Origin of the sequence: Veillonella intestinalis, from assembly GCF_943193155.1 — a bacterium.
Lineage (GTDB): Bacteria > Bacillota > Negativicutes > Veillonellales > Veillonellaceae > Veillonella_A > Veillonella_A intestinalis.
The window spans coordinates 12,571-28,410 of record NZ_CALPDB010000008.1 but is presented as its reverse complement, the minus strand read 5'-3'; the positions used below and the strand labels follow the sequence as shown (position 1 = coordinate 28,410).

The following is a 15,840-nucleotide window of genomic DNA, read 5'->3' as shown; positions in this document are numbered from 1 at the left end:
GTGTGAGACATTTCATATCGAAATTCCAAATGAGTATAGATAACTGCAAATAACAGTTTGTAGGGGAGTTCTGATACTCCCCTACAAAAATGGCTATTTATCAACTGTTTGTTGTGACATAGCCTTTTAAAATAACGGAACTAATGCCGCCAAAGTTGGTTGATTATGAGCACGTAAAAAATCGCGTAATGACCAAAGGCCACCTACTATTTCTACATAATGCAAACGCAATTTCATACTCAATAGCGGATTGTCCCCTTCAAATATAGGCACACGATTCAAATTAAAATTATTCGCCCCTTGATTGACATTACCTGTATCTACAGTGAAAGCTAAACGATAGCCCGCTTGTTTAGTTAAATTATCTATGTCAGCCGTAGTAAAACCACAAGGATACGCAATATATTCCACAGAATGGCCTAGTACACCTTCTAGCAGCTGTTTAGACTTTATAAGCTCTGTCGTCACTGCACTTAATGCTAAAGAACGCAAATCTTTATGACTATACGTGTGAGACTCTATATCAAAAGTCTGACTCGCCTCCATCGCTCGCAATTGCTCTGCATTTAAAAAACCGGGAGTACCAATAGAATCGCCAATCATAAATAGGGTTGCCTTCATGCCATATTTTTGCAAAATTGGCATTGCCTTTTCATAGTTATCTACATAACCATCATCAAAGGTAATGACCACTGGTTTTTCAGGCAAGGAAACATTATTTTGTAAATAATTATAAAGTTGATTTAGCGTAATTGCATGAAAACCTTCCTCATGCAAATATGCCATCTGTACTTCAAAGTCGCTGGTTTTCATTGTTAGTGGTGAAAACTTCTCATCATTCACTTGATGATAATTTAAGACGGGAATACCACGCCATGAATATATAGGTGCTGTTACATAAAAACCAACCATAATACTTGTTAGTATAAGCGCCAATAAACCGATTCCCTTAAAAACTTTTTGTAACATGTTATGCGTCCTTATGCACCATATAGTGAATGCCAAGCATTAGCTAAGCGAGCAAACTCATCTAAAGTAAAAGTTTCGCCTCGCAAACTACCATCAATCTGAGCCTCGCTTAAAATAGCTTCAATCTGTTCTTTACTAAGCCCTGTCGTTTTCATAGTATTGCTAAAAGTCTTACGCCGTTGTGCAAAAGCAGCTTTAATAACGCGGAACAATAAACGTTCATCCCCTACTTGCACTGGTGGTTCTTTACGCAAACGACAACGAATAACAGCACTGGTTACTTCAGGTGGTGGTAAAAATGATTTTGGTGATACTTCAAACACAATATCAGGCTCAGTATAATACTGCACCGCTACTGATAAAGCACCATATGCCTTAGAACCTGGCGTTGCTACCATTCGCTCAGCTACTTCTTTTTGTACCATCACAACAAGACGCTCAATCGGCAATTTCATCTCTAGTAAAGACATGATAATCGGCGTTGTAATATAATAAGGCAAATTAGCCACTACTTTAAATGGCTTGTCATTCATTAATTCAGGAATATTTACCTTTAAAATATCACCATGAATAATGCGCACATTATCATAGCCCGCTAAGGTCGTATCTAATACTTCTAAAAGACGTCGATCTAATTCTACAGCTGTAACATCAGCTTTGCTCTGAGCTAGTCCTTGTGTCAACGTACCAATACCCGGTCCAATTTCTAGGACTGGCTCCCCTGGTATAAGTTGAGCCGCCTTTACAATATCATCAACTACATGGCGAGAAATCAAAAAGTTTTGCCCCAACTTTTTGCTCATGTGTATGCCAAAACGTTTACATATATAATGTACTACTTCTGGACTTGCAATAACTGATTCTAACATATAGTTCCTTTCAAAATATAAGTAAACGTTTACCCAATCATAATGTCACGCATCGCTTCATTAAACTCTTCGCGAGTAACACCATAATGATTAAGGCGGTATAAAAATTGCTTACTATTGCCATAGCCAATCCCTAATTTTGCCCCTGCAATAGCTCTATTATCGGCACTCCGTGGGAAACCAGTTAAACTATGTGCCACCATATCTTGCATCGTAAATTCTTCAGAAGATTCTAACGAATGCGTATGTAAATTGCTTAATGCTTCCCGAATAGCTTCTGGCGATGCTTGTTCAATACCAATATCATCATTGGCCGTTGCTAGATCACGTGACACAAATGCATGTTGTGCATTAGGAAATTTTTTAGCTAAAAAACGACGAATCCGTTCTCCAGCCGTATCAGGATCTGTAAAAATAATAATACCTCGTTTGTCATAGGCTACTTGAATCTGCTCTAATACGCCTTTACGCAATGTAAAACCTTCCGTGGCAATACAATCAGCTTCTATAGCTTTGGCAATTTGTTGAATGTCTGACTTACCTTCTACTACAATGACTTCTTTTAACATAAGTATGTCCTTTCCACAATAGCCTAATACTACGTTCTGTTAAATTTTTAATAGAGTTTCCTACGAGAGAAACTGACTATTTTTGCTATTTAATTTTACCAAATTCTGAGTAAATAATAAAGAAGCGGCCACAAAACTGTGAACCGCTTCTTACGCTGCGTTTTCCATATACATTTCTTTATAGAATTACTTATTGTAACACATAAACTTCAATAGATTGACGGCCAAATTCCATAGCCTCACCATACGAGTCCATCAATAAATCAATCCGATGACCTCGAATAGCCCCACCTGTATCCGCAGCTATGGCCATGCCATAACCAGGAATGTATAACCGTGTCCCCAATGGAATTACATTAGGGTCAACTGCTACTACGCCTCGTCTAGCCACCATACCGGTAGCTGTGATGCCTCGACCATCACCATCGCCTGGTAAATACGCGCTCGCTTCCATTGTAAGCACCTCGCGATAACGTACTACCCCACGTGATGTTTCAACTACATCACGGGAACCTTCTTTGATGATTGTCGGTACCATCTGTTTAATATCATTCTGACTAATAATTTGCTTTTTAATCTCTTTACCATCCTGGTACAAGATTTCTTCTTGAACGGAAACTAAGCCAGCAGTTCCTTCTTGAACTACTTCTTGCTCACCTACGTGCATAGAATCATCTCGTTGACGAATGACCTGTACTTCTACAGGTTTTTCATACGTTTTAACAGAACGACTGGTTACTCGGGCTATTGCTACCTCACTACCTGCTTGCAAGTGTGTGTCACTATCGCCCAATGGTACGTAATTAGGTGCCTTATATCCCAACTCATCAGCTAAGCCTTGGGCTGTTGTTTGCACAGTCATCACTTCTGAAGCTACGCCATCAACAGTTACTTTTACAGGAAACGCTCTTACTACAGTAAGTTCTGTGCCATTTTGTACAGTAGCTGTACTCAATAAAATAGCATCTTTACTACCAAGCGCAATCCCGGCATCATGTAAAATCCCATCCGCTGAGTTGAGGTGTGTCTTAACAACGCGTGTCTCTCCATCGGCAATAATTGTGACAGATTTTTCATTCCAAGCAAAGCCTGAAATAGTAATAAACACCATTGCTAAGAGTAACAGAACAAGCCCTGTATGACGCTTCACAAGACTCGTCATATGCTTCTTCTGCATTACTAGATATTTTGTCATCTAATCCCTCCTGCTCGCCTATTCTACCACAAAGAGATATTCACCGTCAATCATTTTGAGCAATACGAAAAAGAATGGCTATTTCATAAGGTTCTCAGGTTTTATCAAATGTGCGGTTATTTTATATTGAGTCCATACACAGTGTACACTAAAGAGTTATCACCACATATATTTATTTTTTTACTAAATCTTTCGTTCATTTTTTATTCAGTTTAGTAATAATAAACCCTTCACCACTGATAGCATACGCTTGAAAAGCCTATCCCATAAGGAGTGAAGGGTTATATTATGTTTCCGAATTTTAATACCAACTTTTGATATATTCAAATCTTTATCAAAAAAGAGTATCTTTTCGATTCAGAAAATTTATTTGTTTTTACTAAATTTTTGTAAAATTATAGAGAATTTTTAACCAAAGCAAATTTATATATTCCGCTCTCATTCGTTAAACGATTCGTGTAAATATTTTACCTCCATGTATAAGTAAAATTCCTATAATTATAGACTAATTTCCTATAAATTATAGGTTAAACTTCTATAAATTAATAGTTTTTACTCTTTATACATTGGTTGCATTCGTTCTACTACAGTTAGTTGTGGACGTTCACAAGCCTTTTTAGCCTCTTTCATGAGTACTTCTTGGGCCGAAACACGGTCTTCTTTACTTACCAATTTACGATAAGACCCATCAGCTCTCATTACATGAGCCTTTTGATTATCTTGTAAATATAGATCTAAAATACCACGAATACGTTCTTTATGATCTTTATCTTCAATTGGAATCATCAATTCTACCCGCTCATTTAAATTTCTTGGCATCCAATCAGCACTCGACAAGAATACACGATCACTACCACCATGGCGGAAATAGAATAAGCGATGATGTTCTAAGAAGCGCCCAATAATGGAACGAACTTGAATATTTTCACTTACATTTGGAATCCCTGGGCGCAAAGTGCAAATACCTCGAACTATTAAATCGATTTTTACCCCTTTTGATGAAGCTTCATATAATTTAGCCACTACTTCTTTATCTAACAAGGAGTTCATTTTAGCAATCATATACGCTTCTTCCCCTTGTTCAGCATATTTGATTTCTTCATCAATTTGCTCCATAATCTTCTCCCGCAAATTGAGTGGTGCCACTATGAATTTATTCCAAATAGGTGGATCTGAATATCCTGAAATTAAATTAAAGAATGCTGATGCATCTTCGCTGTATTCATCATTGCAAGTAAAAATACCACAGTCCGTATATAAACGAGCTGTTTTACCATTATAGTTCCCTGTAGCTAAATGAACATAGCGACGAATAGCGTCATCTTCACGGCGTACAACCATGGTAATTTTAGAATGGGTTTTCAAGCCTTTTAATCCATAAATAACATGGCAACCTGATTTTTCAAGGCGCCGAGCCATCAAGATGTTATTTGCTTCATCAAAACGAGCTTTTACTTCCATAAGCACAGTTACCTGCTTACCATTATCAGCCGCTTTAATTAAGGAAGAAATAATTGGCGAATTGCTACTTACACGGTATAAGGTTTGCTTAATAGCTAATACATTAGCATCATTGGCCGCTTGTGCTACAAAGTCCTCTACTGTTTGGAAGGTTTCAAAAGGATGATGTACAAAAATATCATGACGCTTAATAAGATCAAAGATATTTTCTTCTTCATGACCTACCAAATCAGCTGGTTCACAAGGCTCAAATGGCACATATCGTAAATGCTCATAGCCAGGCAAATCACAGAAACTAAAATACATACATAAATCTAATGGACCATGAACCATAAACGCATCTTTAGGCTTTAACTGTAAACTGGATAAAATAAAATGCAACAACTCATCATCAGGCTCTCCCGCCACTTCTAAGCGTACAGTTGCACCACGGCGACGACGGCGTAAGGATTCCTCCATTTCAAGGAGCAAATCCTGTGCTTCTTCTTCATCAATCTCTAAGTCCGCATCACGGGTAACGCGGAATGTCATAGTTTTTAAAATATCATACCCTACAAAGAAAGTATGCGCATAATAGGTAATAATATCTTCTAAATAAATAAAGTAACGTTGCCCTTCATGACTAGGTACTTCTACGATACGATCCAATACGGATGGGATTGGCAAAATAGCAATTTTTGCTTCTACATCTTCTTCAGTTTCTACGATAGAACGCTTAATCTGAACTACTGTATTAATAGTTTTATTCGCTAAAAAAGGAAATGGATGGCCAGAGTCTACAGCCAGCGGCGTAACAACAGGATATACCACTCGCTCAAAGTGCATCCGCAACCACTCTAATTGTTCACTATTTAAATCTTCCGGCCTAACAAAATGTAAACCTTCTTTACCTAGCATTTCCATAACATGATTCAAATACGTATATTGCACGCGCACTAAACGCTTTGCCGACTCATCAATAGCCTTTAATTGAGCCTTCGCATCCATATGTGCCGCATCATATTTTACAATCCCATTTTCTTCTTGGTGCCTTAAACCAGCTACACGAATCATAAAAAATTCGTCTAAATTAGAACTGGTAATAGCAATAAAACGCAATTTTTCCATTAAAGGATTAGAGTTGTCAATGGCCTCTTGCAACACTCGTTGGTTAAACTTTAGCCAAGATAATTCACGATTAAAGTAATATTTATAATTATTAAACATACCTTATTTGCCTCCTATACGTAAGACCATTTCCAAACCAAATACTTCGCTAAAATATTCAGCTTCTCTCTCAAAGGTCCACTTCTCTAATGATATATCTTGGTCTGTATGCACTTTGACAATCATTTTTTTATCATCACGTTTCACAGCAATTTTTGAAATCTTACGTTTATGACTTACATCTAAGGCCCGCATACAACGCAATATGGCGACAAACTTCATGACCCATACTTTTTGCGATTCTTTTAAATAACGGAAGTTTTCATCATCATCATCTGGTTTACCCTTGTAATGATAGTACACTACATTAGCAACAACTTCCTTTTCACTATCCGATAGGCCAAATAAGTCTGTGCCCATAATAATATGATAAGCGTGTTCACTATGATTGCGTAAACTAACAAATTTGCCAACTTCAGCCAAAATAGCCGCCAATTGAAGGACAAAAATCATACGATCTGTAATGCCATATTCAAGTAGCCCACGACATAACTGGAGGGAAAAACGTTCTACTTCACGAGCATGCTTCGTATCCACCTGATAACTCTCTGCAATGGCTCTAGCTAACTGTAAATTTTGCTCGCGCATCATATATAAAAACTTATTATTTTCAATTTCAGCCCCATAGTATAAGACTACCCCATCCACAAACCCATAGGAACTAATCAATAAACTTTGCGGATGAACCATTTTAAGTAGTTCAGAATACAAAACAATGGTAGGCATTAAAATATTAGCCCGATATTCTGGTAATTGATAACGGTTGACTAACTTAGTCGCCGTTACCCCATGGAAAGACTCAACGAACTCTTCAAATTGCTTAGGCAATAAAGCCATAGTCTCTTTACCATGAGTTTCAAACCCCATCAAATTAGCAATTTCACGAGCCTCGTCCCCTGATAAAACAAAATATTTAACATTAAAACGACGTACTTCCTCTTCCACTGGTTTTAGCATACTATGCAAGTATTCACCTACCGCATCTGGGAAAGACAACGAGGACCGCTGATTACGATTAAAGGACTCCATTACCCGTAACGTACCAATATGGATATTTTCCTGAAATAGTAAGGCCCCGCCTTTCCAAACGGTAATACCTACACCACCAGATGTAATATCAAGGAACAATGCAGCATCATCTGTATTGGTTAACCCTTGATGCATCATATGATAATAAAGACCAAAATATTTAAAATAAATTTCTTTAGGCATATCCACAACTTCTACTTTAAAGCCTGTTTGCATAAAGATTTGGTCCATAATACTACGACGATTTTCTGCCTCACGCACAATGGCCGTGGCATACACGGTATACTCCGTTACGCCATTTTCTTTCATCAGTCGTTTATAGCCTTTTAAGAGCCGGCAAATTTCTTCAATCGTTTGAAATGACAAGCGTTTATTATGAAACAGCTCTTCTCCGAAGGTAACATCACGAGACGCATATTCAATTATCTTTACATCATCAATCGTTGTATATTCTACGATTGTCATACTCATGCTACTAGCCCCTAAATGGATAATTCCATACAAGAGCGGCTTTTCTAAGGCCATAATACCTCCTTACAAGGCTTCACGCCATTCTACAAGTAGATTCTTTTTAAAATCTTTCTTACATTGTTTGATTAATTTATTAATCACCACTTCAGCCATCGATGTATTGCCCCCTGGCTTTTTCCAAACTGTTACAGTAATATCTTTATCTGTAAAATCAGAATTAACTAAGACAGCCGATTGCTCATGACTTTCATCAATAGCCTCAGCCAACGCTAATATGAGGGATACTTGAGCTATCATGGTCTTATCGTCAGTGCTTAATAAATGCCCATAAGGTGAGCTCTTAATAAACTTATTATTAGCTCCATGAGAATTAGCCGCTACAAAGGCGCAAATAGCCTGCTCACGATGAGATAAACCATATAAATTACTATTTACAATTAAGTACGCACTATGTCGCGCATGACCATAATAGTTAATGCTTTTTCCCAAGTCATGAAGTAATGCAGCAACTTGTATTAACTCTCGTGCTCGCTCCCCCCATTGATATACTAAATTCCATTGATCAAATAACATGGTGGCTAAATTCGTAATATATTTTGCATGGATTAAATCACATTGAACCATACCAAGTAATACATTTTGAGTGGAGTGCATCAAAATATTATCAATAATACCATCTGGATTCAAATAGTGTTCACCATAATACCGATAAAACATGCCATCACGAAGACCACAACCACTAACACGAATTGTATTCGCATCAACAAATTGTATAAGTTCTCTAATTAAAGCTGTACCCGCAATAATAATATCAGCACGTTCTACAGAAAGACCTGCTATTTTACGACGCTGTTCTAAGGATTTATTACAAACCATATCATAAATTTCATCTAAACGTTCATAAGTGAGTTCATAATTATGTAATTTTGCAATGGGATAGTTATGAGCTCGCTGATCAATTTTAGCTAAGTTACGTACGGTGCCACCAATCCCAACTAAAGGTAATTGCTTATTTTTTAGCCATTTTTCTTTGCTAAGCATGTCTTGAATGTATGAGATAAGACTTTTACGTTCCTTCTCACTCATTTCATCGCCTTTTTGAAACTCCCCTGTCAAAGTAAGTGCGCCCATAGGCAAACTTACACTCTGTTTTATCTTGCGACTCTTAACTAAAGTAATCTCAATACTAGCGCCACCTAAATCGAATAGAATAAAATCTTCTAAGCCGATGGTGTTAACAACCCCTAAGAACCCTAAAAAGGCTTCTTCTGAACCATCAATACACTCTAGATTAATGCCGGTTCGCTCCTTCACAATTCGAATGAAATCATCACCATTTTTAGCTAAGCGAACTGCCGCTGTAGCCACGGCGTAAATCTCTTCACTTTCCATAGCCTTGGCCATATGAGCAAAGCCCTTTAAAGTCAAAATAGCACGGTCAATCGCTTCATCGGTGAGACGATTCTTCTCCCACATATTTTCACTTAAACGAATGCTTTCCTTTTGTTGATATATAAGCTGATAACTTCCATTTTTATTAATTTCAATAATTACAAAACGAACGGAGTTAGATCCTAAATCAATAAATGAAACACGCTTCATATTTTTACCTCTCACTCTAAAACAATATGTTACCTTAATCTTACCGAAACTGAAAGGGTATTTCAAGAATATTACATAATCTTTACGTGTTTTATACAAAATTTCTAGTAATTTCCAAAGAGTTACTTATAATTTACGGATAAAACAAAAGAAAGGCTACCTTCACCAAACTAGCAAAAGGAGCCTTTCTTTTTTATGTTTACTTTTCTATTTTATATTAAATATACGTTTCCCATTTTCAAGGGCAATAGCTGCTAATTCATCAGGATCCATACCACGAAGACGAGCAATTTCTTGCGCCACAAATTGTGTTTTACTAGGGTCATTACGACGTCCTCTAAATGGTGGTGGCGTTAAATAAGGCGAATCTGTTTCAATCAACAAACGATCTAATGGCACCTCTTTAGCTACTTCTTTTAATTTAGTAGATTTTGGAAATACCACAGGGCCTGCAAAAGAAATATAATAACCCATTTTAATACATTCTTTTGCCATTTCCCAACTTCCAGAATAGCAGTGAAAAATACCATAGTTACCTTTACCATAAGTACGCAACGTATCCATAATATCTCCATGAGCATCACGATCATGGATAATAATAGGCAAATCTACTTCACGAGCTAAGTCTAGTTGACGTTTAAATTCGCGCATCTGAGTATCTCTATCAGAAAAGTCATAATAATAATCTAAGCCAATTTCACCAATAGCCTTTACTTTATCATTATGCAACGCTTGTTCTTTAAAGTATTCGTAATCAGCTTCGGTTACATCTTTTGATTCGTGAGGATGTACACCCACTGACGCATATACAAAGTCATACTTAGCTGCTAGAGCAATAGCCGATTCAGCAGTTTCACGGTCAACCGCCGGACACATAATGAATTCTACGCCTTGGGCTAAACAATCTTCAAGCATAACCTCTCTATCGTTATCAAAGCGATTATCGTTAATATGCGCATGAGTATCAAATAAACGCATCTTACTTCACCAAACTTCCTGGGATTAAGGATTCAATATTAGTTACTTCTAAATGATCAGCAAAATCGGAGGCAGATAAAATCATACCGCTAGATTCAATACCCATTAATTTTTTAGGGGCTAAATTAGCTAAGTAGATTACTTTTTTACCAATCATGCTCTCTGGTTCATAATATTGAGAAATACCACTCACTACAATCCGTTCTTCTACACCTACATCAAGAACAAATTTTAAAAGTTTCTTAGATTTTTTAACTTTTTCACAAGAAATAACTTGTGCTACCCGTAAATCTAATTTAGCAAAATCATCGTATTCAATATTTTCTTTAATTGGTGGAATTTCTTGTACCGCTTCAGTTGCTTCATTCTCGTCTTGAGCTACAACAACTTCATTAGCTACAGCCGGCGTTTCAATCATTTCAGGCACTTCGAAGCGAGGGTAAATTGGGTCCCCTTTTACGACTTTAGTACCTGTAGCTAAACCACCCCATTGACGAACATCATCTAAGGTAGCCTTCGCAAAGCCAGTTAAACCCAACTGGTCCCAAATTTTAGGAGCCCCTGTAGGGATTACTGGATCGACTAACACTGCAATAATACGAAGCGCTTCTGCTAAGTGATACATAACAGTCTGTAGTTTTTCTGCGTCCCCTTCATTAGCCCCTTTAGCCAATACCCAAGGCATAGTTTCATCAATATATTTATTGGTACGGCTGATAAGAGCCCACACAGCTTTTAAAGCGCGATTTAAATCAAACTCTTCCATATAGGTTTCATAATCTTTTACAGTCTGCACAGCCAAAGCAGCTAGATCTTTATCATACTCACCAACCGAAGGCATAGCTGTAATAACACCACCATGATATTTTTCAATCATAGCCACAGTACGATTTAATAAGTTACCTAAATCATTAGCTAAATCGGAGTTTACTCGCTGTACAAAGTTTGGCAAAGTAAAGTTACCATCATTACCTAAATGAATTTCACTAAGCAAATAATAACGCAACGCATCAGAGCCATACATATCAATCAATGGGATTGGGTCCACTACATTGCCAAGGGATTTACTCATTTTTGTGCCATCAACTACAAGCCAGCCATGACCAAACACTTTCTTTGGAATAGGAAGTTCCAAACTCATAAGCATAATCGGCCAAATAATCGAGTGGAAACGAACAATTTCTTTCCCCACTAAATGAATATCCGCCGGCCAGAATTTTTCAAATAAGCTCTTATCCTCTTCTAATGGATTTAACGCACTAATATAGTTAACTAACGCATCAAACCATACATATACAACATGTTTAGGATCAAATGGAACTTTAATACCCCAGTCAAAGCTAGTACGCGATACGCATAAGTCTTCAAGACCCTGTTTTACGAACTGAATCATTTCATTACGACGTGCTTCTGGTTGAATAAAATCAGGATTTTCTTCAATAAATTGTAGCCACTGGTCAGCGTATTTATTCATTTTAAAGAAATAGCTTTCTTCTTCTACTTCTTCCACAGGACGACCACAATCTGGACACGTATGATTAGGTCCTAATTTTTGTTCAGTCCAGAATGTTTCATCAGGAGTACAGTACCAACCTTTATATTTAGATTTATAAATATCCCCTTTGTCATAGGCCTTTTGGAATAAATACTGTACGACTTTTTCATGACGTTTTTCTGTAGTACGAATAAAATCATCATTGGAAATGTTCAATGCTTTCCATAATTCTTGGAACCCATTTACAATCTTTGTCGTATATTCTAATGGGGTAATACCCATGGCTTCGGCAGCACGTTGTATTTTTTGACCATGTTCATCAGACCCTGTTAAAAAACGTACTTCATAACCAGCACGACGTTTGAAACGTGCCACTGTATCCGCAATCGTTGTGCAATAGGTATGGCCAATGTGTAATTTAGCACTTGGATAATAAATTGGCGTAGTAATATAAAATCGTTTATTAGTTGTATCAGACATACAATAACCTCCTCTTAATCGCGCAGGGCTGTTTCCACTGCATTATAGACATCTCGTCTTGAAACGCCTGTCCGTTTAGCTATTTCCCGAATGGCCTCTTTTTTTGCCATTCCTTCTTCCATAAGCATCGTTACAGCACTTACATAATCACTAGCATCAACTTGTGTATTTTCATTCTCACTATTTTCACTATAGCTAGCACCACCAATGATTAACACAAACTCGCCCTTAATAGTAATCCACGCCTCAGCCTCCTGTAAATTAGCTAAATCCGTGCGCACAAAGGTTTCAAACTTCTTAGTTAATTCTCGACCTACCACTATAGGACGGTTGCCTAAATATTTATATAACTCCTGTAACGAGGCTTGTAAACGATGAGGTGCTTCATAAAATATCAAAGTACCTTCATACGTTGCCACGCGCTCTAATAAAGCCTGACGATGACTACTTTTTTTAGGTAAAAAACCTAAAAACGTAAATTCCCTTGTATCTAAGCCTGAAGCAATGAGGGCTGTTAAAGCTGCATTAGGTCCTGGTAATGGAACTACTTCAATAGACGCCTCAATAGCAGCTTGCACTAATTCAGCTCCAGGATCTGAAATGGCCGGCATACCTGCATCACTAACAAGAGCCACATCATGACCATTTAAAAGTAATTCCATAATAGGTTCTTCTTTCACTTCTTTATTATGTTCATGATAGGAAATCAAGGGCTTTTTAATATCAAAATGCTTTAATAGCAACCCACTATGACGAGTATCTTCGGCGGCAATGGTGTGAACTTCCTGCAACACACGAACAGCCCGATACGTCATATCTTCTAAATTGCCAATCGGCGTAGGCACCAAATATAAGGTTCCTTTCTTATCGCTCATACCAACTACGCACCTCCTCACTATACACCTTAGGTTGCTCATATATATACAAAGGTGGCTCTGTAATAAGGCCAACCTGACCAGCTTTACAACTCTCTATCAAAACTAATTTAGCTTTTGTATGGGGAAAACTATGCACATAGCGAAGTCGCTTAGGTTCTAAATTGGCAGAACGTAAAGCAACTACTAAATCTACCAATCGTTCCGCATTATAAATCCACCACACCTGACCACGGTATTTTACTAATCGAGCCGCTGCTTGCACAATCGCCGCCAAAGAATACTTCATCTCATGACGTGCTAAACTTACATCAAGCGCTTGAGGCTGTTTTCCCTGTTGCGAATTAAAATACGGCGGATTGATAAGAATACCATCAAAACGGCCTATCCACATAGCGCCACTTAATTGACAATAATCAGCTTGAACCACTTCAATGAAGTCTTCTTTCTTATTAAGTTCAACATTGCGTGCCGCTAATTCAGCCATCAAGGGATTTACCTCAATGGCTGTAATCTGCTTGGCCCCACGGGTTGTCATCAACAAAGGGATAACACCTGTACCAGTGCCCAAATCAGCATATGTTCGTTTCTCATGAAATTTTGGAAAATGAGCTAATATAACGGCATCAATAGCAAAACAAAATTGATCTGTTCGTTGCCATAATTTCATGCCCTCAATTAATAAATCATCTAAGCGCTCATTATTCTTCATCAGGCAACACAATTTCTGTCCATGGAAGATCAATCGTGCGACCTTCTTCTAATTGGACTTTGACAGTTTTCTTATTGCGATTGATTTTGAGGACTTTCCCCATCCCTTCATCAGTCACAACATCTTTACCAATTCCTGGTGGCTCCACTACAACAGGTACTACTTTAGCTTTTTGTGTATACAAATCGCCACCTTTAGCATAGAGATCGTTCTCATAGTTTAAGCAGCACATAAGTCGGCCACAAACGCCCGAAATTTTAGTAGGGTTCAAACTCAAGTTCTGATCCTTTGCCATACGAATTGATACAGGCGTAAAGTCACCTAAAAATGTAGCACAGCAAAGTGGACGACCACAAGCACCAATACTATTGAGTATTTTAGCTTCATCACGTACACCCACTTGACGTAATTCAATACGAGTGCGGAATACTGTAGCTAAATCTTTTACTAAATCACGGAAGTCAATACGACCATCAGCGGTAAAGAAAAAGATAATTTTATTCATATCAAATGTGTATTCTACATTGATAAGTTTCATTGGCAATTTGCGATTAGCAATCTTTTCTAAGCAAATCTCAAAGGCCTTTTCTTCTCGCTGTTTATTCTTCTCAACTTGCTTGTAATCCTTTGGCGTTGCCTTACGAATTACACTTTTTAAGGGTTGAACAACAGTCTCAGGATCCACCTGACGAGGGGCAATCACCACATCACCAAACTCTAACCCCCGAGCTGTTTCTACGATAACGCCATCGCCTAAATCTAGGTTAGCACCACCGGGAGCAAAATAGTAAATCTTGCCCGCTTTTTTAAATCTAACTCCAACAATGGTAGTCACTGGGTGTCCTCCTTTATGGCTTGTCGTAGCGCAATTAACACGCCATCCATGACTAAACCGGCTTTTACATATAATCGAAGTGCCTCTTCGGCCGCTAATGTCTCTCGTTCCACCGCTAATAGCGATTTAACCCGCCACTGTTCTAAAATGGCCAACATCCGCGCTTTTTGTAAAGGACACTGTAATACTTCATCGGGGGCACCAACGCGTAGTGCCATCATATCTCTTGCTAATAGGCGTAACCACCCCATAAGCTCTCTCATATCATCCCGACTCAATGCTTCTGTTTGCAAACTTAAGTGTGTAAAAAATAATCGTCTAGGTAATCCTTCCATAATTTTCATAGCTTGTTCTAATAAGGGCAAGGCCCCTTTCAACGCAAGTTCACGAACTAAGGCAGGATTCCCTTGACCAGCACCTAAAGCTTGTCGTAAATCACCTTGAATACCTTCCTTAGCTAACGCAGCTTCAATCTCACTATCAGCTACAGGCCCAAAAGGAACTAGCATGCAGCGAGATTTTATAGTAGGTAATACAGTGGCAATTTGATTCGTAATAATAAGGAAAAAAACATTAGCTGGGGGCTCTTCAATAGTTTTTAACATAGCATTCGCCATCACTGCATTGGCTGTATGAAAGTCTTCCACTATTACCACCCGGCGCCCTTCACTAGCCCGTCCTAAATAAGAAGTAAGCAATTCATACCATTGCTCAACTTTTAGCACAGATTTCATAGGGCGCAGCCAAAAAGCATCGCCTCGGTCAATATATATAGGCAAACCCTCTGCTTCTGTCTTTTTCTCTGATTCACCATCTGCTACGCGAGCTGAAGCTACAGCTTCTAAAAAAGAAGCCCCTCCATCGGGTGAAAAAACAGGACGACCTATTAATAAGGACGCCAATCCTATTGCCGTATTGAGTTTTCCTAGGCCTTGCTCACCATATAGCAATACACTATGTGGTAATGTACCTCGTTCAACCAATGCTGTTAAATGAGCAATAATCGAACGCTGCCCAATGACATGATCAAAATACGACATAGCACCTCCTGCGTAACGTTTCTTGCTGAAAAATCCTTTATAAAAAAGACCTTT

General features: G+C 38.1%; 13 protein-coding genes. All 13 read right to left on the bottom strand.

Translation table 11 applies throughout. The features are described 5' to 3' along the window. Positions 1-126: 126 nt before the first annotated feature. The 13 genes from NFR44_RS09305 to NFR44_RS09245 all read right to left on the bottom strand — a co-directional run bounded on the left by NFR44_RS09305 (position 127) and on the right by NFR44_RS09245 (position 15,786). Positions 127-969, bottom strand: a complete 843-nt coding sequence (locus tag NFR44_RS09305; protein WP_251444253.1) for a polysaccharide deacetylase family protein — start codon at positions 967-969, stop codon at positions 127-129. Positions 970-980: 11 nt separating this feature from the next. After that, positions 981-1,838, bottom strand: a complete 858-nt coding sequence (gene rsmA, locus NFR44_RS09300; RefSeq protein ID WP_251444250.1) for a 16S rRNA (adenine(1518)-N(6)/adenine(1519)-N(6))-dimethyltransferase RsmA — start codon at positions 1,836-1,838, stop codon at positions 981-983. A 29-nt stretch (positions 1,839-1,867) separates the two neighbouring features. Further along, positions 1,868-2,407 carry a ribonuclease M5 gene (gene rnmV / locus NFR44_RS09295; protein WP_251444247.1) on the bottom strand — a complete coding sequence of 180 codons (540 nt, stop codon included), beginning with the start codon at positions 2,405-2,407 and terminating at the stop codon, positions 1,868-1,870. 190 nt (positions 2,408-2,597) lie between these two features. Further along, a complete protein-coding gene (locus tag NFR44_RS09290) occupies positions 2,598-3,602 on the bottom strand; it encodes a resuscitation-promoting factor (RefSeq protein WP_251444244.1) in 1,005 nt (334 codons plus the stop codon). Between the two features lie 552 nt (positions 3,603-4,154). After that, positions 4,155-6,269: an RNA degradosome polyphosphate kinase gene (locus NFR44_RS09285; RefSeq protein ID WP_251444241.1), complete on the bottom strand. Its 2,115-nt coding sequence runs from the start codon at positions 6,267-6,269 to the stop codon at positions 4,155-4,157. A gap of 3 nt (positions 6,270-6,272) precedes the next feature. Beyond that, positions 6,273-7,823: a Ppx/GppA phosphatase family protein gene (locus NFR44_RS09280; protein ID WP_251444239.1), complete on the bottom strand. Its 1,551-nt coding sequence runs from the start codon at positions 7,821-7,823 to the stop codon at positions 6,273-6,275. 9 nt (positions 7,824-7,832) lie between these two features. Then, on the bottom strand, positions 7,833-9,371 hold the full coding sequence (gene ppx / locus NFR44_RS09275) for an exopolyphosphatase (RefSeq protein WP_251444237.1): 1,539 nt from the start codon (positions 9,369-9,371) through the stop codon (positions 7,833-7,835). A 207-nt stretch (positions 9,372-9,578) separates the two neighbouring features. Next, on the bottom strand, positions 9,579-10,349 hold the full coding sequence (locus NFR44_RS09270; RefSeq protein ID WP_251444235.1) for a TatD family hydrolase: 771 nt from the start codon (positions 10,347-10,349) through the stop codon (positions 9,579-9,581). Position 10,350: 1 nt separating this feature from the next. Continuing rightward, a complete protein-coding gene (gene metG, locus NFR44_RS09265; protein ID WP_251444233.1) occupies positions 10,351-12,324 on the bottom strand; it encodes a methionine--tRNA ligase in 1,974 nt (657 codons plus the stop codon). A 14-nt stretch (positions 12,325-12,338) separates the two neighbouring features. Beyond that, complete coding sequence (rsmI, locus tag NFR44_RS09260; protein ID WP_251444231.1) at positions 12,339-13,199, bottom strand: 16S rRNA (cytidine(1402)-2'-O)-methyltransferase; 861 nt, start codon at positions 13,197-13,199, stop codon at positions 12,339-12,341. After that, positions 13,189-13,911 (bottom strand): tRNA1(Val) (adenine(37)-N6)-methyltransferase, encoded by a 723-nt coding sequence (locus NFR44_RS09255; RefSeq protein ID WP_251444229.1) that lies wholly within the window; start codon positions 13,909-13,911, stop codon positions 13,189-13,191. The genes rsmI and NFR44_RS09255 overlap by 11 nt, the downstream gene beginning before the upstream one ends. After that, positions 13,901-14,746 (bottom strand): PSP1 domain-containing protein, encoded by an 846-nt coding sequence (locus tag NFR44_RS09250; protein ID WP_251444227.1) that lies wholly within the window; start codon positions 14,744-14,746, stop codon positions 13,901-13,903. Before NFR44_RS09250 ends, NFR44_RS09255 begins: the two co-directional genes overlap by 11 nt. Next, positions 14,743-15,786 carry a DNA polymerase III subunit gene (locus NFR44_RS09245; protein ID WP_251444224.1) on the bottom strand — a complete coding sequence of 348 codons (1,044 nt, stop codon included), beginning with the start codon at positions 15,784-15,786 and terminating at the stop codon, positions 14,743-14,745. The genes NFR44_RS09250 and NFR44_RS09245 overlap by 4 nt, the downstream gene beginning before the upstream one ends. Positions 15,787-15,840: the final 54 nt, after the last annotated feature.

Coding starts and splice junctions, on each gene's coding strand:
- NFR44_RS09305 (WP_251444253.1), bottom strand. CDS start 969: ATGTTACAAAAAGTTTTTAAGGGAATCGGTTTATTGGCGCTTATACTA.
- rsmA (WP_251444250.1), bottom strand. CDS start 1,838: ATGTTAGAATCAGTTATTGCAAGTCCAGAAGTAGTACATTATATATGT.
- rnmV (WP_251444247.1), bottom strand. CDS start 2,407: ATGTTAAAAGAAGTCATTGTAGTAGAAGGTAAGTCAGACATTCAACAA.
- NFR44_RS09290 (WP_251444244.1), bottom strand. CDS start 3,602: ATGACAAAATATCTAGTAATGCAGAAGAAGCATATGACGAGTCTTGTG.
- NFR44_RS09285 (WP_251444241.1), bottom strand. CDS start 6,269: ATGTTTAATAATTATAAATATTACTTTAATCGTGAATTATCTTGGCTA.
- NFR44_RS09280 (WP_251444239.1), bottom strand. CDS start 7,823: ATGGCCTTAGAAAAGCCGCTCTTGTATGGAATTATCCATTTAGGGGCT.
- ppx (WP_251444237.1), bottom strand. CDS start 9,371: ATGAAGCGTGTTTCATTTATTGATTTAGGATCTAACTCCGTTCGTTTT.
- NFR44_RS09270 (WP_251444235.1), bottom strand. CDS start 10,349: ATGCGTTTATTTGATACTCATGCGCATATTAACGATAATCGCTTTGAT.
- metG (WP_251444233.1), bottom strand. CDS start 12,324: ATGTCTGATACAACTAATAAACGATTTTATATTACTACGCCAATTTAT.
- rsmI (WP_251444231.1), bottom strand. CDS start 13,199: ATGAGCGATAAGAAAGGAACCTTATATTTGGTGCCTACGCCGATTGGC.
- NFR44_RS09255 (WP_251444229.1), bottom strand. CDS start 13,911: ATGAAGAATAATGAGCGCTTAGATGATTTATTAATTGAGGGCATGAAA.
- NFR44_RS09245 (WP_251444224.1), bottom strand. CDS start 15,786: ATGTCGTATTTTGATCATGTCATTGGGCAGCGTTCGATTATTGCTCAT.